This window comes from Paraburkholderia sp. JPY465, from assembly GCF_050436725.1.
Taxonomy (GTDB): domain Bacteria; phylum Pseudomonadota; class Gammaproteobacteria; order Burkholderiales; family Burkholderiaceae; genus Paraburkholderia; species Paraburkholderia youngii.
This window is the reverse complement of record NZ_JBNDMT010000002.1, coordinates 787,284-811,023: the sequence shown is the minus strand read 5'-3', so window position 1 is coordinate 811,023 and position 23,740 is coordinate 787,284. Positions and strand designations below refer to the sequence as shown.

21 protein-coding genes are annotated in these 23,740 nt (G+C 64.5%); 15 read left to right on the top strand and 6 right to left on the bottom strand.

Annotation, left to right across the window (positions count from 1 at the left end; translation table 11 throughout):
- Positions 1 to 1,293 (top strand): DUF3443 domain-containing protein, encoded by a 1,293-nt coding sequence (locus QFZ94_RS05750; RefSeq protein ID WP_429455860.1) that lies wholly within the window; start codon positions 1 to 3, stop codon positions 1,291 to 1,293.
- 54 nt (positions 1,294 to 1,347) lie between these two features.
- Here the strand turns inward: QFZ94_RS05750 and QFZ94_RS05745 are convergent, their stop codons facing one another.
- Entirely contained in the window at positions 1,348 to 2,448 is a 1,101-nt protein-coding gene (locus QFZ94_RS05745; RefSeq protein ID WP_429455859.1) for a zinc-binding metallopeptidase family protein, read from the bottom strand.
- Positions 2,449 to 2,733: 285 nt separating this feature from the next.
- Here QFZ94_RS05745 and QFZ94_RS05740 point away from each other — a divergent pair, with 285 nt between their 5' ends.
- The 4 genes from QFZ94_RS05740 to QFZ94_RS05725 all read left to right on the top strand — a co-directional run bounded on the left by QFZ94_RS05740 (position 2,734) and on the right by QFZ94_RS05725 (position 10,070).
- Positions 2,734 to 6,219 carry a DUF2126 domain-containing protein gene (locus QFZ94_RS05740; protein ID WP_429455858.1) on the top strand — a complete coding sequence of 1,162 codons (3,486 nt, stop codon included), beginning with the start codon at positions 2,734 to 2,736 and terminating at the stop codon, positions 6,217 to 6,219.
- Positions 6,220 to 6,248: 29 nt separating this feature from the next.
- Positions 6,249 to 8,879, top strand: a complete 2,631-nt coding sequence (locus QFZ94_RS05735) for a circularly permuted type 2 ATP-grasp protein (protein WP_429455857.1) — start codon at positions 6,249 to 6,251, stop codon at positions 8,877 to 8,879.
- On the top strand, positions 8,876 to 9,766 hold the full coding sequence (locus QFZ94_RS05730; RefSeq protein WP_368582248.1) for a transglutaminase family protein: 891 nt from the start codon (positions 8,876 to 8,878) through the stop codon (positions 9,764 to 9,766). Before QFZ94_RS05735 ends, QFZ94_RS05730 begins: the two co-directional genes overlap by 4 nt.
- A gap of 76 nt (positions 9,767 to 9,842) precedes the next feature.
- The gene (locus QFZ94_RS05725) at positions 9,843 to 10,070 is read left to right on the top strand and encodes a hypothetical protein (RefSeq protein WP_429455856.1); all 228 of its coding nucleotides are present in this window, start codon (positions 9,843 to 9,845) and stop codon (positions 10,068 to 10,070) included.
- Positions 10,071 to 10,096: 26 nt separating this feature from the next.
- Here QFZ94_RS05725 and QFZ94_RS05720 read toward each other — a convergent pair whose 3' ends face one another.
- Together QFZ94_RS05720 and gcvA are read right to left on the bottom strand one after the other, a co-directional pair.
- Positions 10,097 to 10,417 (bottom strand): methyltransferase family protein, encoded by a 321-nt coding sequence (locus tag QFZ94_RS05720; RefSeq protein WP_429455855.1) that lies wholly within the window; start codon positions 10,415 to 10,417, stop codon positions 10,097 to 10,099.
- 279 nt (positions 10,418 to 10,696) lie between these two features.
- Entirely contained in the window at positions 10,697 to 11,605 is a 909-nt protein-coding gene (gene gcvA / locus QFZ94_RS05715) for a transcriptional regulator GcvA (protein ID WP_368582251.1), read from the bottom strand.
- Between the two features lie 113 nt (positions 11,606 to 11,718).
- Between gcvA and QFZ94_RS05710 the strand changes: the two genes are divergently transcribed.
- Entirely contained in the window at positions 11,719 to 12,672 is a 954-nt protein-coding gene (locus tag QFZ94_RS05710) for a DMT family transporter (protein ID WP_368582252.1), read from the top strand.
- Between the two features lie 14 nt (positions 12,673 to 12,686).
- Here the strand turns inward: QFZ94_RS05710 and QFZ94_RS05705 are convergent, their stop codons facing one another.
- Positions 12,687 to 13,367, bottom strand: coding sequence for a response regulator transcription factor (locus tag QFZ94_RS05705; protein ID WP_429455854.1), 681 nt, complete (start codon positions 13,365 to 13,367; stop codon positions 12,687 to 12,689).
- A 171-nt stretch (positions 13,368 to 13,538) separates the two neighbouring features.
- Between QFZ94_RS05705 and QFZ94_RS05700 the strand changes: the two genes are divergently transcribed.
- Positions 13,539 to 14,234, top strand: a complete 696-nt coding sequence (locus tag QFZ94_RS05700; RefSeq protein ID WP_429455853.1) for a phosphatase PAP2 family protein — start codon at positions 13,539 to 13,541, stop codon at positions 14,232 to 14,234.
- A gap of 95 nt (positions 14,235 to 14,329) precedes the next feature.
- On the opposite strand, the gene QFZ94_RS05695 is transcribed toward QFZ94_RS05700, so the two are convergent.
- Positions 14,330 to 15,259: a LysR family transcriptional regulator gene (locus tag QFZ94_RS05695; protein ID WP_429455852.1), complete on the bottom strand. Its 930-nt coding sequence runs from the start codon at positions 15,257 to 15,259 to the stop codon at positions 14,330 to 14,332.
- Positions 15,260 to 15,346: 87 nt separating this feature from the next.
- Between QFZ94_RS05695 and QFZ94_RS05690 the strand changes: the two genes are divergently transcribed.
- Both QFZ94_RS05690 and QFZ94_RS05685 read left to right on the top strand, forming a co-directional pair.
- Complete coding sequence (locus tag QFZ94_RS05690; protein ID WP_429455851.1) at positions 15,347 to 15,880, top strand: hypothetical protein; 534 nt, start codon at positions 15,347 to 15,349, stop codon at positions 15,878 to 15,880.
- A gap of 276 nt (positions 15,881 to 16,156) precedes the next feature.
- Entirely contained in the window at positions 16,157 to 16,969 is an 813-nt protein-coding gene (locus QFZ94_RS05685) for a DUF4377 domain-containing protein (RefSeq protein ID WP_429455850.1), read from the top strand.
- Positions 16,970 to 17,026: 57 nt separating this feature from the next.
- Here the strand turns inward: QFZ94_RS05685 and QFZ94_RS05680 are convergent, their stop codons facing one another.
- Positions 17,027 to 17,317 (bottom strand): hypothetical protein, encoded by a 291-nt coding sequence (locus QFZ94_RS05680; protein ID WP_410851376.1) that lies wholly within the window; start codon positions 17,315 to 17,317, stop codon positions 17,027 to 17,029.
- A 110-nt stretch (positions 17,318 to 17,427) separates the two neighbouring features.
- Between QFZ94_RS05680 and QFZ94_RS05675 the strand changes: the two genes are divergently transcribed.
- The 6 genes from QFZ94_RS05675 to QFZ94_RS05650 all read left to right on the top strand — a co-directional run bounded on the left by QFZ94_RS05675 (position 17,428) and on the right by QFZ94_RS05650 (position 23,580).
- On the top strand, positions 17,428 to 18,393 hold the full coding sequence (locus QFZ94_RS05675; RefSeq protein WP_368582259.1) for a GlxA family transcriptional regulator: 966 nt from the start codon (positions 17,428 to 17,430) through the stop codon (positions 18,391 to 18,393).
- A gap of 63 nt (positions 18,394 to 18,456) precedes the next feature.
- The gene (locus QFZ94_RS05670; protein ID WP_368582260.1) at positions 18,457 to 18,879 is read left to right on the top strand and encodes a MarR family winged helix-turn-helix transcriptional regulator; all 423 of its coding nucleotides are present in this window, start codon (positions 18,457 to 18,459) and stop codon (positions 18,877 to 18,879) included.
- 83 nt (positions 18,880 to 18,962) lie between these two features.
- Positions 18,963 to 19,385: a MarR family winged helix-turn-helix transcriptional regulator gene (locus tag QFZ94_RS05665; protein ID WP_429455849.1), complete on the top strand. Its 423-nt coding sequence runs from the start codon at positions 18,963 to 18,965 to the stop codon at positions 19,383 to 19,385.
- Positions 19,386 to 19,466: 81 nt separating this feature from the next.
- A complete protein-coding gene (locus QFZ94_RS05660) occupies positions 19,467 to 20,567 on the top strand; it encodes an HlyD family secretion protein (protein WP_410851374.1) in 1,101 nt (366 codons plus the stop codon).
- A gap of 7 nt (positions 20,568 to 20,574) precedes the next feature.
- Entirely contained in the window at positions 20,575 to 22,146 is a 1,572-nt protein-coding gene (locus QFZ94_RS05655) for a DHA2 family efflux MFS transporter permease subunit (RefSeq protein ID WP_410851373.1), read from the top strand.
- A gap of 9 nt (positions 22,147 to 22,155) precedes the next feature.
- Positions 22,156 to 23,580, top strand: coding sequence for an efflux transporter outer membrane subunit (locus QFZ94_RS05650; RefSeq protein ID WP_429455848.1), 1,425 nt, complete (start codon positions 22,156 to 22,158; stop codon positions 23,578 to 23,580).
- Positions 23,581 to 23,740 lie beyond the last annotated feature (160 nt).

Sequence of the window (23,740 nt, the reverse complement as noted above, 5' to 3'; positions counted from 1 at the left end):
ATGCGATCCAGGTCTTCGTGGATGACTCGGCTGGGCGCGACGCCCGTCATGGTTCTGGCGCTGCTGTTGAGCGCGTGCGGCGGCGGGGGCGGTGGCGGCGGCAGCGCGAGCACCACGGCTAATTCGAGCACGTCCGGCGGCTCGCCCGGTTCATCGGGCTCGACCGTGACCAATACGTCGCCGTCGCCGCAGGTGCTGGCCGCCAACGCGGTGCGCGTGACGGTCGACTCGGGCATCAGCAACGTGCCGAACATGCCGTTCGTCAGCATCACGATCTGCGCGCCCGGCACGAGTAACTGTCAGACGATCGATCATGTGCTCGTCGATACCGGCTCATGGGGCGTGCGCGTGTTCGCGTCGCAACTGCCCGCGTCGATGAGCCTGCCGCAGCAGAAGGACGGCGCGGGCAATCTCGTCGCCGAATGCATGCAGTTCTTCGACGGCTATACGTGGGGCGCGGTGAAGCTCGCCGATGTGCAGATCGCCGGCGAGAAAGCCGCGTCGCTGCCGATCCAGGTGATCGATCCGGGCTACGCATCGCTGCCGGGCGATTGCGCGGCCGTCGGCGCGCCTCGCAATACGCCGGCCACCTTGCAGGCCAACGGCATTCTCGGCATCGGCGTGTTCAAGAACGACTGTGGCGCGAACTGCGCGCAGCAGGCGATTCCCGCTACCTACTACGGTTGCAGCGGCGCGAGCTGCACGTCGATTCCGCTCGCGGAGACGTATCAGGTCGCCAATCCGGTGCCGTACTTCGCGACCGACAACAACGGCTCGATGCTCAGTCTGCCGACCGTGTCGGGCGGCGCGCGATCGGTGTCGGGGCAGCTCGTGTTCGGCATCGGCACGCAGAGCAACAATGCGCTCGGCGCGGCGCAGGTGATCGGCGTGAGTCCGTCGAACGGCACGTTCACGACGGTGCAGAACGGCACCACCTATACGCGCAGCATTATGGACAGCGGCTCGACGGGACTCTTCTTCCAGACCACCTTGATGCCGGCCTGCGCGAGTCCGAACAGCGCGTATTACTGCCCGAGCTCGACGCAGCAGTTGAGCGCGATGATCGAAGGCGTGAACGGCACGACGAGCGCGGTGACGTTCAGCATCGGCAATGCGACGTCGATCGCGCAGACGTATAGCGGCGACTCGGCATTGCCGATGCTCGCGGGACCGGCGTTCGTCACGTCGACGGTGTTCGATTGGGGGCTGCCGTTCTTCTATGGCCGCGACGTCTATGCGGCGATCGAGCAGCAGTCGACGCCGGGTGGGAAGGGGCCTTATGTGGCGTACTGAAGCGCTGATCGTGTGATGAAAGCCCGCTGCCGGGTGATCCGGCAGTGGGCGCTTTCATGCGCTCATGTGCTCGCGGTCGCCTCGCTGGTCGCGCTTGCCGCCCGCCGCCGTGATTACGCGATGCACGAAGCGCAGCTTGTCGACCACTGGGGCGGCGAGCGTGAACGGATAGCCGTCGGGCATGCCGAGACTGCGGTTCAGGCTATTCAGTGCATACGTGAGTGGAAACCAGCGCTTCATCAGATTGCCGAAGCTCGCATCCTCGACCGGCGTGCGGTCGGTCAGAGTCGGCTCGCTCGGATCGTCGGGCAGCAGCGCGAGTCCGTACGACGTCGAGGTATCGAGCACATCGACGATCAGCAGATAGTGCGCCCACGTCTCCGCCCAGTCTTCCCACGGATGCATCGTTGCGTACGCGCTGATGTACGACGCCTGCCAGTCGGCCGGCGCGCCGTCGCGATAGTAGGCGCTCAGCGCTTCGCCGTAGTCGGCCTGCTCGTCGCCGAACAGCTTGCGAAACGGTTCGAGCCAGCGCGGCTCGTTTTCGATCAGCTGGCTGAAGAAGTAGTGGCCGGTCTCGTGGCGGAAGTGGCCGAGCAGCGTGCGGTACGGCTCGCCCATCGCGGTGCGCACTTTCTCGCGATGTGCGTCGTCGGCCTCGGCGATGTTCAGCGTGATCAGCCCGTTGTCGTGACCGGTCATCACCGGCTCGCCATCGCCGCCGTCGGCGAGAAATTCGAAGGCGAGACCGCGCTCGGGGTCCGCGTCGCGCGATTGCACATCTAGGCCAAGCTCGCCTAGCGTGTACAGCAGACGCCGTTTCGCGACTTCGAGCCGGTACCAGTAGAGCCGGTTTTCCGGTTCGCTCAGGTTCGGAATCGTGCGAGTCAACTGACAGGCGCGGCACAGCGTGTCGGGCGAATCGGCGGGGATCATCCAGTTGCAGACGTTTTCGACCGCGTAGTTGTGGCATTGCCGGAACAGCGCGCCGTTGGCCTCCGGATGCAGGCTGCGCCAGCGGCCGTCGCCGGCGTCTTCGAACGCGCTGATTTCGCGCAGTTCGGGCAGATAGCCGAGCAGCGACTCGCAGCGCTCGCAGCGGACATTCTCATAGAACAGCAGTTGCGCGCAGCGATTGCAGTGGAAGGTTTTCATTGGGCCGGCCTTGTGATCAGTGCGATGTCGGTTGCGGTGACGAACGATCGCAATCTTCATGCCGCGATTGCCAGATGTCACCGCTTTAACGCACAGTACGGTCATGATCGTGCATCGGTGCTGCGCCGCTTTGGTGCACGGTTCGACGCAGCGCAACGGCAAGACGACAGATACGCAAAACGCACACGCAATTCAGGCAACACAAAGCGATTCATGGGGGTTTGTCCAGCAACGGCATAGAGCTTGCTTTTTTGGCGGGCTGCACCTTTCGTCGAGGAGTCCGGAGTGTCCATACGCGTCGCGTTGCATCACGTCACTCATTACCGCTACGACAGACTGGTTACGCTGTCGCCCCAAGTCGTGAGGCTGCGGCCCGCGCCGCATTGCCGTACGCCGATCCTGTCGTACTCGATGCGCGTCGAACCCGCGAGGCACTTCATCAACTGGCAGCAGGACGCGTTCGCCAACTATCAGGCGCGGCTCGTGTTTCCCGAGCAGACGCGCGAGTTCAAGGTGAGCGTCGATCTGGTCGCCGAGATGGCCGTCTACAACCCGTTCGACTTCTTCCTCGAACCATCGGCCGAGCAGTTTCCGTTCGACTACGCGCCGGAACTCGCAGCCGAACTCGCGCCCTACTGCGTGAAGCGGCCGATGACCCCGCGCTTCGCCGAGTTCGTCGCGAGCATCGACCGCACGCCGGCCGGCACCGCGAACTTCCTGGTGGCGCTGAACCAGCGGCTGCAACGCGAGATCCGCTATCTGATCCGGATGGAGCCGGGCGTGCAGTCGCCCGAGGAAACCCTAGTCAACGCATCGGGCTCGTGCCGCGATACGGGCTGGCTGCTCGTCGAGACGCTGCGGCAACTTGGCTTCGCGGCGCGTTTCGTGTCCGGCTATCTGCTGCAGCTCGCGCCCGACGTCAAATCGATCGACGGCCCGAGCGGCACCGAGGTCGACTTCACTGACCTGCACGCGTGGTGCGAGGTCTATCTGCCGGGCGCGGGCTGGATCGGGCTCGATCCGACCTCGGGGCTGCTCGCGGGCGAAGGCCATATTCCGGTTGCCTGCACGCCGGAGCCGGGCAGCGCGGCGCCGATCTCGGGCGCGGTCGACGAATGCGAGGTCGAGTTCGGACACTCGATGTCGATCGAACGCGTGCTGGAGTCGCCGCGCGTCACGAAGCCGTACAGCGAAGCCGCTTGGCACGATGTGCTGAAGATGGGCGCGCGGGTCGACTACGAACTCGCCGACATGGATGTGCGACTGACGATGGGCGGCGAGCCGACCTTCGTGTCGGTGCGTGATCGCGACGCCGCCGAATGGAACACCGACGCGCTTGGACCCACCAAGCGCGGCTACGCGGTCGCGCTGATGGACCGGCTGCGCGAACGCTACGGCGCGAACGGCTTCCTGCATATCGGCCAGGGCAAGTGGTATCCGGGCGAGCAACTGCCGCGCTGGGCGATGTCGCTGTACTGGCGCGCCGACGGCGAGCCATGCTGGCACAACCCGGCCCTGTTCGCCGATGAACGCGAGCCGGGCCGCTACACGGCCGGCGACGCGCAACGCTTCATCGCGCATCTGGCGGCGAAGCTGTCGCTCGACGCGGACTGCATCCAGCCCGGCTACGAGGACACCTGGTACTACCTGTGGCGCGAGCGTCGCCTGCCGGTCAACGTCGATCCGTTCGACGCGCGCCTCGACGACGAGCTCGAACGCGTGCGGCTGCGGCGCGTGTTCGACGCCGGGCTCGCGAGTCCGGCCGGCTACGTGCTGCCGATCGGCCGCGAGCGCGGCGCACCGGGCATCGCGCCGCAGTGGATCACGGGACGCTGGTTCTTCCGCGACGAACGCATGTATCTGATCCCCGGCGATTCACCGATGGGCTACCGGCTGCCGCTCGATTCGCTGCCGTGGGTGTCGAAGACCGACTATCCGTATCAGCACGCGCACGATCCGTTCGCGCCGCCGCAGCCGTTGCGCACGGCTGCGCAGTTGCGCGTGCAGTACGAAGGCGGGCGCGAGAGCCGGCAGATCGCCGAGGAACAGGCCAGCGCGCGGCAGGCGGCCGCGCTGTCGCTGTCGGCGGCCGATCTGCTGAGCGGCATGCCGCAAGGCGGCGTGCTCGCGTACGCGCCGCCGCGTCATGGCGAATCGCCACCGGCGCGTGGCGAATCGTCGAAGGACACGTTGCGCACCGCGGTGTGCGTCGAGGCGCGCGACCCGAAGCGGGCGGCCGGCCCGAAAGCCGAAGCCGATGCGTTCGGCAGCGGCCGCACGCTGCTGCACGTCTTCATGCCGCCGCTGACCGACCTCGACGACTATCTCGACCTGCTTGCCGCGGTCGAAGCGACGGCCGCGGAGCTGAAGATGCAGATCGTGCTCGAAGGCTATCCGCCGCCGCGCGATCCGCGTCTGAAAGTGCTGCAGGTGACGCCCGACCCCGGCGTGATCGAAGTCAACATTCATCCTGCCGCGAACTGGGACGAGCTCGTCGATCACACCGAGTACCTGTATCAGTCGGCCGCGCACAGCTATCTGAGCAGCGAGAAGTTCATGCTCGACGGGCGCCACACCGGCACCGGCGGCGGCAATCACTTCGTGCTTGGCGGTGCGACGCCGGCCGACAGTCCGTTCCTGCGCCGGCCCGATCTACTCGCGAGCCTGATCGCGTACTGGCACAACCATCCGTCGCTGTCGTATCTATTTTCGGGGTTGTTCATCGGACCGACGAGCCAGGCACCGCGCGTCGACGAAGCGCGCAACGACCAGCTCTACGAACTCGAAATCGCGTTCGCCGAGTTGCAACGGCAGGTCGATCTGCTCGGCGGCCGCGACAGCAGCCACCTGCCGCCGTGGATGATCGATTGCGCGCTGCGCAACATCCTGATCGACGTGACCGGCAACACACACCGCGCCGAGTTCTGCATCGACAAGCTGTATTCGCCCGACGGACCCGCAGGCCGCCTCGGTCTGCTGGAACTGCGCGGCTTCGAGATGCCGCCGCACGCGCGCATGAGTCTGGTGCAGCAATTGCTGCTGCGCGCCCTCGTTGCGCGGTTCTGGCGCATCCCGTACACGCAGCGGCTCACCCGCTGGGGCACCGAGCTGCACGACCGCTTCCTGCTCGGCACCTTCGTGAAGATGGATTTCGACGACGTGCTCGCCGAACTCGGCGAAGCGGGCTTCGCGTTCGATAGCGCATGGTTCGCGCCGCATTTCGAATTCCGCTTTCCGCTCGTCGGCGAGATGACGCTGAGCGGCATCGATCTGACGATCCGCAACGCGCTCGAACCGTGGCACGTAATGGGCGAGGAGGGCTCCGCCGGCGGCACGGTGCGCTATGTTGATTCGTCGGTCGAGCGGCTCGAAGTGCGCGCGCTCGGGTTGAACGGCAATCGTCACGTGCTCAGCGTCAACGGCGTGCCGGTGCCGCTGCAACCGACCGGCCGTGTCAGCGAGTACGTGGCCGGCGTGCGTTTTCGCGCGTGGTCGCAAGCGTCGGCGCTGCATCCGACGATCGGCGTACACGCGCCGCTCACGTTCGACCTCGTCGACACCTGGAGCGGCCGCTCGCTCGGCGGATGTCAGTATCATGTCGCTCATCCGGGCGGACGCAACTATCAGACCTTCCCGGTCAACGCCTACGAGGCGGAAAGCCGGCGACGCGCGCGTTTCTTCGCGTCGGGTCATACGCCGGGGCCGCTCGCCGTGGGCCGACCGCAACGCAGCCTCGAGTTTCCGTTCACGCTCGATCTGCGCCACAGTTGAACAACACGCATCGCTGACACCACACGACCTTGGCCTTTCAATCGACCTTGCCCTTCGAAGCGTCCGCGATGCCGGCGGACGCTTCGTCCCTGTTGCGGTTGCTGCCGGGTCATGACGGACATTGGGACGAGCTGCGCGACGCGTCGGGCGCGCTGCGCGAGCCGTGGCGGCAGTTTTTCGCGCTGCTCGACGAGGACGGCGTAGCGCGGCTCGCGGACCATCATGCGTCGATCGCTCGGCAGATCCGCGACAACGACATCAGCTACAACGTCTACGCCGACAACGGCAAGTCGCGGCCCTGGGCGCTCGACCTGCTGCCGTTCCTGATCAGCGAGGCCGAGTGGGCGCAGCTCGAGCGCGGCGTCGCGCAGCGCGCGCATCTACTCAACGCGATCGTCGCCGACATCTACGGACCGCAGACGCTGCTCGAACATGGGCAACTGCCGCCCGCGCTGGTGTTCGGGCATCCGGGCTATCTGCGTTCGGTGAAGGGCTTCACGCCGGCCGGTGGCCAGTATCTGCAGGTCGTCGCGCTCGATCTCGCGCGCACGCCGGGCGGCGAGTGGAGTGTGATCGCGCATCGCACCGAGGCGCCTTCCGGTCTCGGCTACGCGCTCGAAAACCGCCTGATCGTCTCGACGCTGCTCGCCGAGCCGTTCCGCTCGCTGCGTGTGAGCCGGCTCGCGCCGCTCTATTCGCAACTGATCGCGACGCTCGTGCAGGCCGCGCAAGCGACGATGCGCGACGAGGAAAGCGCCGACGCTTCACCGCATATCGCGCTGCTCACGCCGGGGCCGTACAGCGAGACCTATTTCGAGCATGTGTTTCTGGCGCGCTATCTCGGCGTCACGCTGGTCGAAGGCAAGGATCTGACCGTGCGCGGCGACCGGCTCTATCTGAAGACGCTTGCAGGCCTCGAACGCGTGCACGTCGTGCTGCGCCGTCTCGACGACGCATTCTGCGACCCGGTCGAGCTGCGCGCCGATTCGACGATCGGCGTGCCGGGGCTGTTGCAGGTGATGAGGGCGGGCAATGTGATCGTGTCCAACGTGCCGGGCTCGGGGTTCACCGAGTCGCCGGCGCTGCACGGTTTCATGCCCGGTATCGCCGAAGCGTTGCTCGGCGAAGAACTGCTGCTGCCCGGCGTGCCGACCTGGTGGTGCGGCGAACAGGCGGCGCGCGAGCATGCGTTTGCCCACCTCGACGACGCGTTCGTCGTGCCGACATGGCCGCTCGCGGGACGCGATGCGCCGCCCGGCATCGAAGGGGGAGGACAGCCGCTCGCGGCATGGCGCGAGCGCATCGACGCGTGGCCCGACGCGTTCACGATCCAGCAGGAGCAGCGCTTTTCCTGCACGCCGCGCTACGAGGAGGGCACGATCGGCGGGCGGCCGTCGGTGCTGCGCGTCTATGCGATCGCCGACGTCAACGGCGGCTGGCACGTGATGCCGGGCGGCTTCACGCGCATGGCCGCCGAGCGTCAGACCACGGTATCCATGCAGCATGGCGGCAGCAGCGTCGATACATGGGTGCTGTCGAGCCAGCCCAGCTCTACGTTCACGCTGCTGCCTTCGCCGATGCAGCCCGCCGACCTCACGCGCAAGCATCGCACGGTATCGAGCCGCGCCGCGGAGAACCTGTTCTGGGCGGGCCGCTATGGGGAGCGTGCGGAAAACAACGTGCGGCTGCTGCGGCTGATTCTCGGCTCGCTCGAAGGCAACGACGCCGACGCGATGTTCGCGACGCTGGTCGAACTCGCGACATGGTGCGGCCTCGTGCAGCCTGGCGACCTGGCGTCGCCGCACGGGCCGGCCTCGCCGCAGACCTTCGAGCGCGCGCTCGTCGCGAATCTCGGCGAGAGCGCGGGCAGTGTCAGCATCAGCCAGAACCTCAACTGCCAGGCGCGCGCGAACGGCGAGGTGCGCGGGCGGTTGTCGAATGATCATTGGCGCATGATCCTCGCGGCGCGCAACGACTTTCAGGACGCGTTGCAGGTGTTGCTGCCTGCCGTGGGCGCGGGCAACGGCGGCGCGGGTGCCGCGAGCAGCGGCAGTGCGTTCGATCGCTACGATCGCGTGACGCTCGCGAACGCGCTCGAACATCTGTCGGTGCAGCTATCGGCGATCAGCGGCGCGCAGGGCGACCGCATGACGCGCGATGAAGCATGGCGGCTGCTGTTCGTCGGGCGTCATATCGAACGCGTCGCGACGATGGCCGCGTTCATGCGCGGCGTCGCCGCGAACGGCCAGCTCGCGACGCCGGCCGGCTTCGATCTGCTGCTGCAAATGTTCGACAGCACGCTCACGTATCGCTCGCTGTACCCGGGGCGTTTCGAAGTGCCCGCGCTGCTCGATCTGCTGGTGATCGAACCGCACAATCCGCGCGGCATTTATGGCGTGTACGAACGGCTGCGCAACAAGCTCGGCGAGATCGCCGTCGCGGCGGCCAGCGTTCGGCATCGGCCGTTCGCGGAGCTGCTGCCGCCGGTGGAGATGCTGCCGTCGCTCGGATCGCTGTGCGAGGTCGACGAACATGGCTCGTATGGCAAGCTGATTGCGCTGTGCGATCAGATCGGCGGCTTCGCCAATGCGGCCGCGCATGAGATCAGCGCGCGCTATTTCAGTCACGCGACCACGGTCGCCTCGCAGGTGTGGGTATGAAGCACGCATCGACGGTGCTGTCCGTTTCTCATCGCACTACCTACCATTACTCGACGTATGTCGAAACCGCGCAGCATCTGGCGACGATCCGGCCGCTCGCGTGTCCGTGGCAGCACGTGATCTCGCGCAGCGAGCGAATCGAGCCGGAGCCGTCGTATCGGCATAACCGCATCGATGCGTTCGGCAACGACGTGCTGTACTTCGCGCTCGATACACCGCACGAGCGTCTGCAGCTCGTCAGCGAGACCACGGTCGCGCTGACGCCGCGCTGGACCAACCTCGACGCCGCGGCGACCCCGCCCTGGGAGACGGTGGCCGAGGCGCTGCGGTTTCGCGTGGGAGGCGCGTTCCGTCCCGAGGCGGAGTATTGCTTCGCGTCGCCGAATATTGCACTGCGGCCGTCGCTGCGCGCGTATGCGTTGCCGAGCTTCACGCCGGGCCGGCCGCTCGTCGCCGGCGCGATCGATCTGATGCATCGCATTCACGAGGACTTCGCGTACAAGCCGTCGGCGACGCTGTTCGATACGCCGGCCGAACGCGCATTCGAGCTGAAGAGCGGGGTGTGCCAGGATTTCGCGCAGGTGATGATCGGCTGCCTGCGCTCGCTCGGTTTGCCCGCGCGCTACGTCAGCGGCTATCTGCGCAACGATCCGCCGCCCGGCCATCCGCGTCTGATTGGCGCGGATGCTTCGCACGCGTGGGTGTCGGTGCATTGTCCGGCCAGCGGCTGGATCGATCTCGATCCGACCAATGACGTGCTCGCCGATCTCGATCATGTGACGCTCGCGATCGGGCGCGATTACAGCGATGTGTCGTTGCTGCGCGGGACGATTCTCGGCGGCGGCGCGCATCGGATGGAAGTGGGTGTGACGGTGCTGGCGTTGTGAAGCGGGCGCGGCTCGTCGCAGGTACTCGACTGAGTTCGGCCATAATGGAGGAAACGTCGCCGGAGTTCACCCGCTCATGAAGTCTCTTTGCTTCGCAGCATTTCTCGTTTTCGCTGCCGGCTGCACGTCGACCTCGCCGCCGGCGAGTCCTCAGGCGGCGCACGATACGAACGCCTACCTGCTGCACGGTCCCGACGCCGCTGCGAGACCACCGCGACTCACCGTCGGCACCAGCTATTCCGACACGCAACTGATACTGCCGTGGTTCCTCAACGACATTATTAACTTCGTGAACTATCGCTAGTCTGGAAACTTTTTTCCAGAAAGCGTTCACAGCCAGCGACGCACAGACGCCTTGTAGGCCAGGTATTCCGACGGAAAGCGGCTTTCCAGATAGCGCTCTTCCCGCGGGATGACCACGAGTGACATCAGCGCCACCGCCGGCACGAGGGTGAGCAGTAGCCAAAGACTGTTGACCGAGAACGCAATGCCTAACTGGAGCAGCGAAAAAGCCAGGTAGATGGGATTGTGGCTGCATCGAAAGGGCCCCTTGCTGACGATAGCGGTGGTGGGCCGATTTCCCGGCACGGGGGTGTCAGCGGCCCGAAGCGTGCGCACGGCCCAGAGAAACAGCACGACAGCGACCAGCACTGCGCTGCCCCGAGTGGCCCGCTCACTGTATGAGGCACAAGCTGCACTGGCCATGCGAAATGCAGCAACACGCCAAGGGCGATTGCACTCAGGTAGACAAAAGGCGGCCGTATGATCCCCGGGTTTGCGACTGGCGGCACCATCGCTGGCTCCGCCTTTTCGTTGCGGTCCTCGCTTGCCATATCCGCCTCCAACTCTCGCTGCAGCTCGACCCCTCGATTACGACGCACCGGGATTGGCGCCATAGCCCACGCTGCCGCTCCTGGCCGAAGCCAGCATTCATCTCGTGTCTGCCAGAAATCGCCGCACTTCGGCTGCTAACCAGTCGCGCAGCGCGCAGACCTTGGGATGATCGCGATTGCCGACGCGATAGACCAGATCATAGCCGCGCTCGACTTTCAGGCGAATGTCGGGAAACGGCGCGACGAGGCGTCCAGCCACGATGTCATCGCCTACCAGGGCGCTGCGTCCGAGAGCTACGCCTTCGCCACGAATGGCTGCCTCGATGGCCATGCTTCCGTGACTGTATGCGGGACCTCGACCTCTGCGGTTCCTGTCCACGTCCGCGTAGGCGAACCACTGTTCCCAATTGGCCAACATCCGGTCTTCATGCAGCAGCGTGCAGCGTGTGAGATCAGCCGGAGTCGTCAACCCGCCGACTTCTTCGCGGTAGCTGGGGCTACAAACCGGTGTCACGGTTTCTTCGAGAATCCGTTCGGACTGCACGCGAGGATAGCGACCCCCGCCGTAACGCACGGCTGCGTCGACCTGCCCATCGTCCAGATCGACATTGCGATCGATCACGTCGAGATGCACATCGAGTTCCGGATGAATCGCCTTGAAGCGATGAAGGCGCGGCGCCAGCCACTTGGTCGCGAACGAAACGCTGGTACTGATCGTCATGCTTGCGAGGCTGTCGTGTCCGCGCAGGCTCTCGGCTTCCCTCGTCAGCTCGCCCAGTAGTCGAGCTACAGCAAAGTGAAACTCGGTTCCCGCATCGGTCAGGATGATCCGGCGCGTGAGGCGGCGGAACAGCGGAACACCGAGATGATTCTCGAGCGTCTTGATGTGCCGGCTCACTGCGCCGTGGGTCACGTGCAGTTCCTCGGCGGCCAGCGTCATGCTCAGTAGTCGCGCAGTCGCTTCGAACGCGCGCAGGGTTTGCAGCGGTGGAAGCCGATCGAACATGATGGGCCGTTATGTGTGAGTTTTGCTCACGCATTATATGACGACAAATCGTTTGTCAACGATCCGCGCGGCCGCGAATATCTCCATTCAATGTCTTTTTCGCACCAACGCCCATGTCGAGCCCAAGCCTGAGTGATGCCCGTTCCGGGGTGGTCGTCAATGACCACGCAGCCAAGACGATCACGATGCGGAGTTTCGGCGCATTGCTGGTCCTCGCGGTGATGTGGGGACTATCCATACCGGTGACCAAACTGGGACTCGAGTCGCTACCCCCGCTGACGCTCACCGCAATGCGTTTTGCCGTAGCCGTGCCGCTACTGCTCATCTTCGCGGTGGGCCGGCATCCGTTGCCGCGGCACGCATGGCCGCGCGTCGCCATGCTAGGCGTGCTGGGCATCGGCATCGGACAGGTCGCGCAGACCTTTGGCGTCTCGGGCACCTCGGCGTCTGTCGGCACCATCATTTCCGCGACCATTCCGGTTTTTATCGTGTTCTTTGCGGCGCTGCGCCTCAAACAGCATGTATCGGGTTGGCAAAAGCTGGGACTGCTAGCGGCATTCGCGGGCATCGCGTTGGTCGCGTTCGCCCGCGAGCACGGCGCAGCGACGCTGTCCGATACCACTGCGGGCGGCGCGATTTGCGTGCTGCTGTCGGCGCTCGCGATTGCGTTCTATTACGTCTGGAGCGTCGAACTCACGACCGCATATGGCACTGCGACGGTTGCAGCCTGGAGCACGCTGTTCGGTTTCGTTGCACTGCTGCCGTGGGCGGCGTGGGAGATGTGGCACGTTCCATTTCACGTTACCACGCAGGGTGTATCAGCCGCGGTATATCTCGGGGTGATCGTGACTGTTGCCGGCCTGTTCATGTGGCTCAACCTGCTGCGTATCGTTCCGGCGCGGGTTGCCGCGAGCGTTCAGTTCCTCCAGCCGATCTTCGGCATTGCCGCTGCATCATTCATGTTCGGCGACAGGGTCGGCCCATCGTTCGTGGTCGGCGTGGCTCTCGTGCTGGCCGGACTCGCGCTCACGATGGTTTCTCGCAACGAAGCGGGTAACCGCGCTTGAAACAGGAACGTCCGCTAGCCAGCGAAGCGGACTGTCGAGTCAGGTGTTCGCAGACAATAGCCTGCGCCGCGTACCGTCACGATCCGTCCTGCTCCGATTTTTCGTCGCAAGCCACACACCTGCACTTCGATGGCATTGCTGGCGATTTCCTCGCGTGGATCGCATATCCTCGCTTCAAGTTCCGAGCGAGTGAAAACGCGCGCCGGATCTTCGATCAGCGCCTGTAGCAGAGCGAACCCGCGCGGCGCCAGCGTGAGCGGTTCTCCATGCAGGGTGACTCGATGAGAGGCTGCATCCAGCATGAGGCCATCGTACGCGAGAACGGGAACCGTCCGTACCACTCTGCGACGCGTCAACGCACGTACGCGCGCCGCAAGTTCATCGACGTCGAATGGTTTGACCAGGTAATCGTCCGCGCCTGCGTCGAGTGCGGCAATACAACTTTTCAGTTCCCTCTGTGCCGTCACGATGATGATCAGGGCATCGCCACCGCACTCTCGATAACGCTTCAGCGCGTCAATAAGGTTGATTCCCGACAGGTCAGGGTCGAGCATGATGAGGTCGTACATGCAGTCCGGCCAACTCATGGGCTCGCCAACGACACTCATCCAATTGATGGTATGGCCCGCACGTCGCAACGTATCGACGACCGGTCCAGCGATCAACTCATCCTTTCCCATCAACAGCAACTGCATGGCAACAGATCCCTTGAATGCGCGTCGGTTGTTCGTCTTGTCGGTTCGGCGCGATCGTAAGGTAACCATGCTGAAGAATTGCTTAAGAGAAGCGGACTGGCTGTTCGCGAGTAACGCAAACGTTCGCTACCGCACCGATTGCTCGAAAGCTTTTGCGGACACTCCTGACGAATGGACCCTTTCGATACCGCAATCCAAGCTTTCCTGACGCACATGGCGCTGAATTGCGCCATGTTGAATCACGCCATAAGAATCATCGCGGACCTATACACATTCAAGGGTTTGGTGCTCATACCAGTATTGTGGTGGATATGGTTCAAACCCAGCCAGCGTGGTGATTGGGAGCGTGAAATGGTCGTCGCGACGATCGCGAGCGGCCTTCTTGCGCTCGCGATATTCAGGCTTATTGCCCATTATTTGCCATTCCGAATACGGCCTCTGTTTAATCCTGAGCTACACCTGAGTTTTCCGTCGGGTGGTCTGGAAGCGGCCGTGTTGCCAGCCTGGAGCTCCTTCCCAAGTGACCACGCGATGCTGTGGATTTCGGTCGCAACCGGGATCTTTCTGGTGTCGCGCCGCGCCGGTGTGCTCGCGCTTTTATACACCGCGATCTTCATATGTCTGCCTCGCGTTTATCTCGGATGGCACTATCCGACCGACATAATCGCGGGGGCGGCGATTGGCGCGACCATCACATGGATAATGACTCGGGACGCCGTTAGAACACGTATTTCAGTGCCGATTCTGGGGTGGATGCACAGATTTCCCGGGCCGTCTTATATGCTGTCGTTTGCTTTATGTTTCGAATTGGTAACACAGTTCAACGAGTTACTCGTTCTGGGGCGGTCGATATTACAAGGCTCATGAGTTGAAAGCGGTCGCCGCTAGCGCGGCCGTACCGTAATCGCCAAATGGTTGCCAGAAATGGCGGCCAGACCACAGGTACTCCTGCAGACCGGCAATCAGCGCCCATTTTGGGTACTCGCCGTGCGGCTCTTCACATGATCGATGAACGCACGCAGCTTCGGCATGATCTGCCGGCGGCTCGGATAGTAGAGAAACACGCCAGGGATCATCGGCGCATACGCCTCCAGAACGCGCACGAGCTTTCCGGTTCGCAACCCCTCGGCGGCCATCGGCTCGGGTAGCTGAGCAAGGCCGATGCCTGCGTTCGCCGCACCCAGCATGCCCAGAAAATCGCTGGCGATGAAAGGACCGGAAACGGCGACTTCGATCGGCTGGCCGTCGTCGTTGAACGACCACGACGCGAGCGCGCCGTTGGAGCGCCGCCAGCGAATGCAGGCATGCGTACGCAGATCGTCGATGTGCTCGGGGTGGCCGCGCGCCGCGAAATAGCCGGGACTTCCCACCACGACGAAGCGGAATGGCGCCGTCAACGGCACCGCGACCATGTCGGCGGCAACGAACTGGCCCAGCCGGATGCCGGCGTCGAACCCTTCCGCCGCGAGATCGATCAGCTCCTTGCTGGCCGCAATCTCCACCTCGACCTCGGGATTGGCCTCGCAGAACGACGCGATCAGCGGCTCCAGCAGGATCGGCACGACCGCGCGTGGCACCGAAAGACGCAACAGGCCGGACGGCCGCTCGCCGAGTCCGCGCGCCACCTCGCTGGCGGCGACGAGTTCCTCGAAAGCGGGCTTGGCGCGCGCCAGAAAGCGCTCGCCGGCTTCGGTCAAGCCGACGCTGCGCGTCGTGCGAATGAAAAGCGTCGCGCCGATGCGCGCTTCGAGCACGCGCACCGCCTGACTGATCGCCGACGGCGTCACGCCGAGCGCCGCGGCGGCGCCGCGAAAACTGCGATGCTCGGCCACGCTGAGGAAGACCTCGACGCCGTCGAGTGCACCCTGCCTGACTGTGAAGTTCTGCTTCATAGCCTGTCAACATTGTGAGGAATAGTCGCTCGCGCGAGACGATGGTACACCTATCACCTGCGCATCCAACATTCGACAGGAGGCATCATGTCAGCGCGGCTTCTCTTTCAGATGCATCTCGTTCTGGGCTACGTTGCCTGGTTGTTGTGCTTCCGCACCTACGTGTGGCCGAAGCTCAGGTCGATGGCGCCGTTCGACGCGCAACGCGCGATCGCCACCTTGCACAGCTTCCGTTTTTTCGGGCTCGCGTTCCTGCTACCCGGCGTCGTCAGTCCGCAACTGTCCGCGAGCTTCGCCGCGTTCGCCGCTTACGGAGATTTCGCCACGGGCGTGCTGGCGATGCTGGCCTTGCTGACGGCGCGGATACGGCCGCTTTTCTGGTCGTTCGTGGTTGCTTTCAATCTGGTCGGTATGGCCGATCTGCTTGTCGACTACTACCACGCGACAGCGGCCGATCTGCCCGCGCATTCAGGAGAACTGGGCGCCATGTACGCGATCCCGATCATCTATGTACCGACGCTGGCGATCACGCACGTTGCCGCCTTCTATCTGATGCTGCGCCCCCGGCTCAGGAGACTTCACGCCGCGCCCGCGGTGCGTCGCGACATATCCAAGGCGTAGCCTGCGTCACCTGCCGCAGTTCGGTAACCTAACGAAGAATCCAAGGCAGACATGGAACAGCATATTTCCGCCATCTACCTGCGTTATGCTGTCGGTCGTCGAGTCGATTGCTCGCGGCCTGAGCGACGCAGGTGCGCAAACCCGGCGTAACGTGGCCGGGTGGTGACCTTCACTGGCTTTTCCGGCTTTCGGGCATGCGACCTGATGCTCGCGTCCCTTCGCCAGGCGACGCGGGCCAACGCCCGGAACAACCACTGAACTCACCGAGGTGCCGACGTGAAATACCGCTTGCTCCTGCTGCCGCTCGTTCTCGCCGCGTGCGCGCAGACACCCGAAGTGACAGCGCCGGCTCCCACGGCGACCACGGCCGCGGCGAACCCGGCGGCGCCGACCGGCACCGATCAGCTGGCCCGCTACCACTGGCAGCTGAGCAACGCGATCGACAGCAACGGCAACCGCATCGATGCGCTGTTCGCCCGCCCGGACAAACCGGTGCAACTGGACTTCAGTCCGTATCGGATCACCGTCGTCAATAGCTGCAACAACATGGGAGCGGGTTACACGGTGAGGAAGGGGTATCTGCAGATCGGCCCGATGGTCACCACGATGATGGCCTGCAACGACCCCGCGCTTGCCGCACTCGACGATGCGATCTCGCAGCGAGTGCGCGGCAGCGTCAACGTGAACCTTCTCGCGCGCGACAACGGGCCGCGCCTGCAACTCGTCACGGATAACGGCGATACGCTGAGCTTTACCGGCGTGCCGACGGCCGAGACGCGCTACGGCGGCCCCGGTCAAATTGCATTCCTGGAGGTGGCGCCGCAGTCGGTGCCGTGCACCCATCCGTTGATGCCGGACGGGCAATGTCTGCTCGTGCGCGAACGTTTCTTCGACGAGCAGGGGCTGGCCACCGGCACGCCCGGTCCGTGGCAGCCGTTCAATCAGAATATCGAAGGCTATACGCACACGCCGGGCATCCGTAACGTGGTGCGCGTCAAGCGTTTTACGATCACGAACCCGCCCGCCGACGGACCGTCGGTGGCTTATGTACTGGACCTCGTGGTTGAATCGGAGAAGGTCGGGCAGTGATGCTTCTGCTAGCGTGCCGCCGGCCAGGCCGGCGGCACCGTTATTCCGCCTGCAACATCATCCCTTGTGAATCAGCCGCCCGAGCGGCGCGAGCGGTCCCACCGGCAAATACTCATACTTCATCAGCCCGTCGGCCACGAGCGGCAACGCGTCGAGTATCGACCTGGCCTCATCGACCGATGCGACGTTCATCAGGAAGATCGGTCCGGCCTTGTCGCGGAACCAGAACTGCTCGACCTTGCCGTCCAGATAGAACTGCAGAGTGGCCGGCACCTCGTGGGGCAAGTGCTGCTGGAGCTTGTCCGGGGTGAGGGTCGGTTGTGCGGATGCGATGGCGAAAACTTTCATCTGTGACCTCCTTGGTCGACGTTCGTTGCGATGTACAACGGAGTTCACTGTAGCCCTCGTCCGGAAAAAGCGGTATCGTCGCAAATGACAACTTTAGGGTCATTTACGCCATGCGCATCGCGATCCTCGCCCTGCAGGGGCTGTTCGATACCGGCCTCACCGTCATGCTCGACGCGTTCTCGCTCGCCAACCGGTTCGCGGCCGCGAAGATGGGCGGACGGCCGCACTTCGAGCTGTCGATCGTCGGCGTGCGCAAGAAGGTCCAGTCGGGGCAGGGGTTCGCGATCCCCGTGCAAGCGATCACCGCCGACCTAAAACCGGACTGGGTGGTCATTCCCGCGCTCGGCACCGGCACCCCGGAGCAACTGGTGCCGGCGCTCGAACGGCCGGACGTGCGCGACGCCAGGGAACAATTGCTCGCGTGGCATGCACAGGGCACGTTGCTTGCCGCGTCATGCATCGGCACGTTCCTCGTCGCGGAAACCGGGCTCCTCGATCATCGCGAAGCGACGACGACCTGGTGGCTGAGTCCACTGTTCCGGCAGCGCTATCCGGCGGTGCTGCTCGACGAGTCGCGCATGCTGGTGCCAACGGAGGTCGGGGTGACGGCGGGCGCGGCGATGGGGCATCTCGATCTTGCGCTGTGGCTGATCCGTCGCGCGAGCCCCGAACTGGCCGCGCTCGTGTCGCGGTATCTGCTCGCGGATCTGCGCTCATCGCAGGCGCCTTACATCATTCCCAACCACCTCGCTCAGGCCGATCCGCTGATTCAGCGTTTCGAGCGATGGGCGCGCGATCATCTGAAGGAAGGGTTCTCGCTGCAGCACGCGGCAGCCGCACTGGCGACGAGCGCGCGCACGCTGCAGCGTCGTTGCCAGGACGTGCTCGGCAAATCGCCGTTGGGGTACTTTCAGGATCTGCGTGTCGAGCACGCGCAGTCGCTGCTGCATGGCAGCGGCCTCGGCATCGACGCGATCGCGGCCGAGGTCGGGTATGTCGACGGTGCCACGTTACGCACGCTATTGCGCCAACGACTGGGCAAGGGTGTGCGTGATCTGCGAGCGGATTTGCGGTGAGGGCTCCCAGTGCGTGCGCAGAAAAACTTGACATCGTGCATATGCACACATAGACTTGATTGCATGAACCGCCCTGTCTCCTACGATGAATGCAACTGCTTCGCGCTGCGCCAGGCGGCGCGGCATGTCACGCAGATCTACGAGCGCCATCTCGGCAGCGTCGGGCTGACGGCTGCGCAGTTCACGATCCTGGCAAAGCTCGCGCGCACCCCGAACCTGCCGATGGCGGAGCTCGCGGACGCGATGGTCATGGAGCGCACCACCCTGGTCCGCGCAATGAAGCCGCTGCAGCGCGACGGTCTCGTGCTGGCCGAAGCGGCGGACCACGACAACCGCACGCTGCTGTTCAGCCTGACGGAAAAGGGCGTGACTACCTTCGATCAGGCCTCGGTCGCATGGCGCGCCGCGCAGGACGAGTTCGAAAAGAAGTTCGGTCGCGCCCGCGCGAAGACGCTGCGCGCGGAGCTGTTCAGCATCACCGACTAGATCGGCACCGGAGCCCGCCTCGGCGGGTTTTATAATGCCGCTTCATGTGCATATGCACTAACGAGCAAAAGGAAGGGAAGCGAATGGAAGCGCTCCTAGATGACGACTGCTTTGCGATCCGCCAGGCCGCGCGTCACGTATCGCAGATCTATGATCGGCATCTGTCGAATGTCGACCTGACCATCACGCAGTTTTCGCTGCTGGGGCGTCTGAAGCGCACCGGTCCGATGACGATGAAGCAGATCGCCGAAGCCATGCGCATGCAGCGCACCACGCTGGTCCGCACGATCCAGCCGCTGCGCCGCGACGGGCTCGTGTCGAGCGAGGCACTGGGTGCGGATGCACGCACGCTGCTGATCTCGCTGACACCCGAGGGCGAACAGCGGTTAGCCTCGGCCCGCGCGTACTGGTACGCCGCACAGGCCGAGTTCGAACACCGCTTCGGCGAGAAGCGCGCGGCCGCGCTGCGCAGCGAGCTATTTGCGATCACCACAGATTCGCTTTGACATAAACGCTGAAGGTAGCGGAGGCCGGCGCACCGCGCCGTTTTTTTCAACCTGAAGAGTGCATACGCACATATCGACATCATGTCCACAACTCCCTCGACCGTCGCGCCCCCGAGCGCGGTACAACCAGCCCGAGCGGCGCGGCGTATCCCGTGGATGCTGCTCGCGATCCTGTCCGTTCTCGTCGTGCTGGCGCTGGCCACGTCGTACTGGTTCTTCGTCGGCCGCTTCCTCGAGACGACCGATGATGCCTACGTCGGCGGCGACGTCACGGTGATGGCGCCAAAAGTCAACGGCTTCGTCACCGACGTGCTGGTGCGCGACAACGAGTTCGTGCATGCCAACCAGGTGCTGGTGCGTCTCGACGCCCGCGATTACGACGCGCGTCTCGCGCAGGCCAACGCGGAAGTGGAGAGCGCGCAGGCCGCCGTCACCGAGCTCGAAGCGAAGAAATCGCTGCAACTCGCGGCGATCAACGAGCAGGCCGCGGAGGTCCGCGCGTCGGGCGCCGAGCTGACGCGCAGCGCGGCCGACCAGATCCGCTACCGCGAGCTCGTGAAGGACGACGCAGTGTCGAACCAGGTCGTCGAGAAAGCCGATGCCGATCTGACCAAAGCGCGCGCCGCGGTCGATCGCAGCGGCGCGGCGCTGCTCGCGGCGCAACGCCAGATCGCGGTGCTCGACGCGCAGATCGGCGACGCGAAAGCGCGCATAGCGACCGCGCAGGCCGCGCAGCGCGTCGCCGCGTTGAACGTGGAATACACGACGATCCGCTCGCCGATCGACGGCTATGTCGGCAATCGGACCGCGCGCGTCGGGCTGCTCGCCAACACCGGCGTGTCGCTGCTGACCGTCGTGCCCGCGAGCGGCCTGTGGATCGACGCGAACTTCAAGGAAGACCAGCTGCGCAAGATGCGCGCGGGCGACAGCGTCGAGGTCCAGCTCGACGCGTCGAATACCACGCTGCATGGCGTGGTCGAAAGCCTTGCGCCGGCGACCGGCGCGACCTTCAGCGTATTGCCCGCGGAAAACGCGACCGGCAACTTCACGAAGATCGTGCAGCGCGTGCCGGTGCGCGTGCGCCTCGACGTGCCGAAGGACATGCAAGGCGTGTTGCGTCCCGGCCTCTCCGCGACGGTGAAAGTGCACGTCGATGCGGGCCATCCGGCCGCGCAGGGATGAACCGATCATGACCGACGTTCTCGACAACCCCGCCGACCAGCCGACCCGCACCAAGGTCTTCGCATTCGCGCTGATGTGCGTGGGCTTTTTCATGGCGACGCTCGATATCCAGATCGTCGCGTCGTCGCTGCGCGATATCGGTGGCGGGCTGTCCGCGAGTCAGGACGAACTGTCGTGGGTGCAGACCTCGTATCTGATCGCGGAGATCATCGTGATTCCGATGTCGGGGTGGCTCACGCGCGTGTTCTCGACACGGTGGCTGTTCACGTTTTCCGCGTTCGGCTTCACGGTGACCAGCATGCTGTGCGGGCTCGCATGGGACATCAACTCGATGATCCTGTTTCGCGGTCTGCAAGGCGCGCTTGGCGCCGCGATGATCCCGACCGTGTTTACGACCGCGTTCGTGCTGTTTCCCGGCAAGCAGCGTTTGATCGCATCGACGACGATCGGCGCGCTCGCGTCGCTGGCACCGACGATCGGCCCGGTGATCGGCGGCTGGATCACGTCGCAATGGTCGTGGCACTGGCTGTTCTATCTGAACCTGGTACCGGGCGTCGCCGTTACGCTGCTGGTGCCGAAGTACGTGCATATCGACAGGGTCGATCTGTCGCTGCTGAAGAAGGGCGACTACGTCGGCATCCTGCTGATGTCGGGTTTTCTCGGCTGCCTCGAATACGTGCTCGAAGAAGGGCCGCGCAAGAACTGGTTCGGCGACGACGTGATCGTGCTGTGCGCGTGGGTCGCGGCGATCTGCGGGTTTCTGTTCCTCGTGCATGCGTTCACCGCGAAGGAACCGATCGTCGACCTGCGCGCGCTGGCGCTGCGCAACTTCGGTATCGGCAGTCTGCTGTCGTTCATCACCGGGATCGGGATCTTCTGCACCGTGTTTCTGACGCCGGTGTTTCTTGCCCGCGTGCGCGGCTTCGATTCGTTGCAGATCGGCCTCGCGTTGCTATCGGTCGGCTGTTTTCAGTTGCTCGCGCTCGGCGCGTACTCGACGCTCGCGCGCTTCGTCGATATGCGCTTGCTGATGGTGTTCGGCCTCGCGCTGTTTGGCATCGGCTGCTATCTGTACGTGCCGTTGACGAACCAATGGGGCTGGCAGCAACTGCTAATTCCGCAAGCCTTGCGCGGAATCGGCCAGCAGTTCTGTATTCCGCCGATTGTGACGATGGCGCTCGGCGCGTTGCCGCCGTCGCGGCTGCGCTCCGCGAGCGGACTGTTCAATCTGATGCGTAATCTCGGCGGCGCGATCGGCATCGCGGTCAGCAGCACGATGTTGAACGACCGTCTGAATCTTCACTACGAACGGCTCGACGAACATCTGAACGCGGGCCGTCCGGTCGTCGAATCGATCTTGCAGAAGCAGGCCGAGTATTTGTCGGCAGTCGGCGGCAACGTATTGAATGCTGCGAATGCGGGGCTGGCCGAATTGCACGAGGCATTGATGCGCGAAGCGCTGGTGCTCGCGTTTTCCGACGCCTTTCTGGCGGTTGCGCTGTGCTTCGTGGTCGCTTTGCTGAGCGTGCTGTTTTCGCGGCCGTTCGGCAACACCGCGCCCCCGCCCGATGCCCACTAGGAGTCCAACATGAAACGGATGGCGATGAAATTAGTGGCGAGCGCGGCATTTTTGACGCTCGCGGCCTGCGCGGTGCACCCGGCCACGCACGCGGATTTGCCGCATGCGGTGCAGACGCTGGCGCCGGCCGCCTGGAGCGTCGACGCACCGCAGGATAGCGTGAACACCGATGCCTGGTGGGCGCAATTCGGCGACCCGGTCATGCATCAGCTGATCGAATCGGTGTTGACCGGCAACCTCGACGTGCAAGCCGCGGCCGAGCGCGTGAAACAGTCGCAGGATCTGGTGACGCAGAATCGCGCCGCGCTGCTGCCGGAGCTGAATGCGAACGCGGGCGCTTCGATCGAGCGGCAGAACACGCCGCCGCCGCTCGGCTATGTGCGCCAGGCCGGCTTCGGCCTCGCCGCGAGCTGGACCCCGGACGTGTTCGGCGGCGAACGACTCGCGGTGCTCGCGTCGCAGGCGCAGGTGTCGGGTAGCGTTGGGGCGCTGAACCAGTTGCGGCTCGCGCTCGCGGCGAACACGGCGGCAGCATATATCGATCTGCGCTGGGCGCAGGCGCAATTGCAGATCCTCGACGACAACGAGCAAATCCGCAGCCGCGCGCTGAAGCTCACGCAGGCGCGTCTGCATTACGGACTGTCGACCCAGCTCGACGTCGCCCGCGCGCAGAATCAGTTGCAGGATTTGCAGGCACAGATTCCGCGCATGCAATCGACGGTCCAGCATCAGCTGAGCCTGATCGCCGTGTATTCGGGGCGTACGCCGGAAAGTCTGGATACGCTGCTGCTTTCCAGCGCGCGCGAGATTCCGGTGCCTGCGCAAAGCGCGCCGCAGGTATTGCCGTCCGACGCGTTGCTGCATCGGCCCGACGTGCGCACCGCTTATGCGCTCGTCGAACAGCGTGCGGCGGAAGTGGGAGTATCGAAGGCCCAGCGCTATCCGCAGTTCAAGATCAACCTGACGAATGGGCTGCTCGCATCGTCGTACCTTGGCTTGCCGACGCTGACCGACAATCTGTTCAGCGCCGCGTTGAATGCAACGAGCCCGATCTTCAACGCCGGGCGCATCACCGCGAACATCGACGCGAGCGAGAGCCGCATGCGCGAATCGCAGCTCGGCCTGCAGCAGACGATGCTGCAGGCGCTCAAGGAGGTCGAGGACAATCGAAGCGATCTCGTCAGCGGCGCGGCGCAGGTGCAGCGCCTGGCCGGTGCGCTCGATGCGTCGAATCATGCGCTGCGTCTGTCGACCGAGTTGTATAAGGGCGGCGCGTCGAGCTTCCTCGACGTGCTCGACGCGCAGCAAGCGTATCTGCGCGATTCGGAATCGCTGAATCAGGCCCGGCGCGAGCACGCGCTTTCGGCGATCGCGCTGTACCGGTCGCTGGGGGGCGGGTGGGAGCAGGGAGAAACGGTCGCGTCCGGACAGTAAGGCACGCGTCAGCGCGATTGCAGCCAGAAGGCGCGGGACTTCGAAAGCGTCCGCGCCACAGTCGAGCCTCCCCGGAACCGATTCCCAATCTTTGCTACATTCTGCACAAGAAGCACGCGGCAACATCGGGATGCGTCCACCAGCGACGCGCATGATCGGC

What these genes read in the sequence shown, in the direction of transcription:
- QFZ94_RS05750 (WP_429455860.1), top strand. Translation starts at nt 1, where the DNA reads ATGCGATCCAGGTCTTCGTGGATGACTCGGCTGGGCGCGACGCCCGTC.
- QFZ94_RS05745 (WP_429455859.1), bottom strand. Translation starts at nt 2,448, where the DNA reads ATGAAAACCTTCCACTGCAATCGCTGCGCGCAACTGCTGTTCTATGAG.
- QFZ94_RS05730 (WP_368582248.1), top strand. Translation starts at nt 8,876, where the DNA reads ATGAAGCACGCATCGACGGTGCTGTCCGTTTCTCATCGCACTACCTAC.
- QFZ94_RS05725 (WP_429455856.1), top strand. Translation starts at nt 9,843, where the DNA reads ATGAAGTCTCTTTGCTTCGCAGCATTTCTCGTTTTCGCTGCCGGCTGC.
- gcvA (WP_368582251.1), bottom strand. Translation starts at nt 11,605, where the DNA reads ATGTTCGATCGGCTTCCACCGCTGCAAACCCTGCGCGCGTTCGAAGCG.
- QFZ94_RS05710 (WP_368582252.1), top strand. Translation starts at nt 11,719, where the DNA reads ATGTCGAGCCCAAGCCTGAGTGATGCCCGTTCCGGGGTGGTCGTCAAT.
- QFZ94_RS05705 (WP_429455854.1), bottom strand. Translation starts at nt 13,367, where the DNA reads ATGCAGTTGCTGTTGATGGGAAAGGATGAGTTGATCGCTGGACCGGTC.
- QFZ94_RS05700 (WP_429455853.1), top strand. Translation starts at nt 13,539, where the DNA reads ATGGACCCTTTCGATACCGCAATCCAAGCTTTCCTGACGCACATGGCG.
- QFZ94_RS05695 (WP_429455852.1), bottom strand. Translation starts at nt 15,259, where the DNA reads ATGAAGCAGAACTTCACAGTCAGGCAGGGTGCACTCGACGGCGTCGAG.
- QFZ94_RS05690 (WP_429455851.1), top strand. Translation starts at nt 15,347, where the DNA reads ATGTCAGCGCGGCTTCTCTTTCAGATGCATCTCGTTCTGGGCTACGTT.
- QFZ94_RS05680 (WP_410851376.1), bottom strand. Translation starts at nt 17,317, where the DNA reads ATGAAAGTTTTCGCCATCGCATCCGCACAACCGACCCTCACCCCGGAC.
- QFZ94_RS05675 (WP_368582259.1), top strand. Translation starts at nt 17,428, where the DNA reads ATGCGCATCGCGATCCTCGCCCTGCAGGGGCTGTTCGATACCGGCCTC.
- QFZ94_RS05670 (WP_368582260.1), top strand. Translation starts at nt 18,457, where the DNA reads ATGAACCGCCCTGTCTCCTACGATGAATGCAACTGCTTCGCGCTGCGC.
- QFZ94_RS05665 (WP_429455849.1), top strand. Translation starts at nt 18,963, where the DNA reads ATGGAAGCGCTCCTAGATGACGACTGCTTTGCGATCCGCCAGGCCGCG.
- QFZ94_RS05660 (WP_410851374.1), top strand. Translation starts at nt 19,467, where the DNA reads ATGTCCACAACTCCCTCGACCGTCGCGCCCCCGAGCGCGGTACAACCA.
- QFZ94_RS05655 (WP_410851373.1), top strand. Translation starts at nt 20,575, where the DNA reads ATGACCGACGTTCTCGACAACCCCGCCGACCAGCCGACCCGCACCAAG.
- QFZ94_RS05650 (WP_429455848.1), top strand. Translation starts at nt 22,156, where the DNA reads ATGAAACGGATGGCGATGAAATTAGTGGCGAGCGCGGCATTTTTGACG.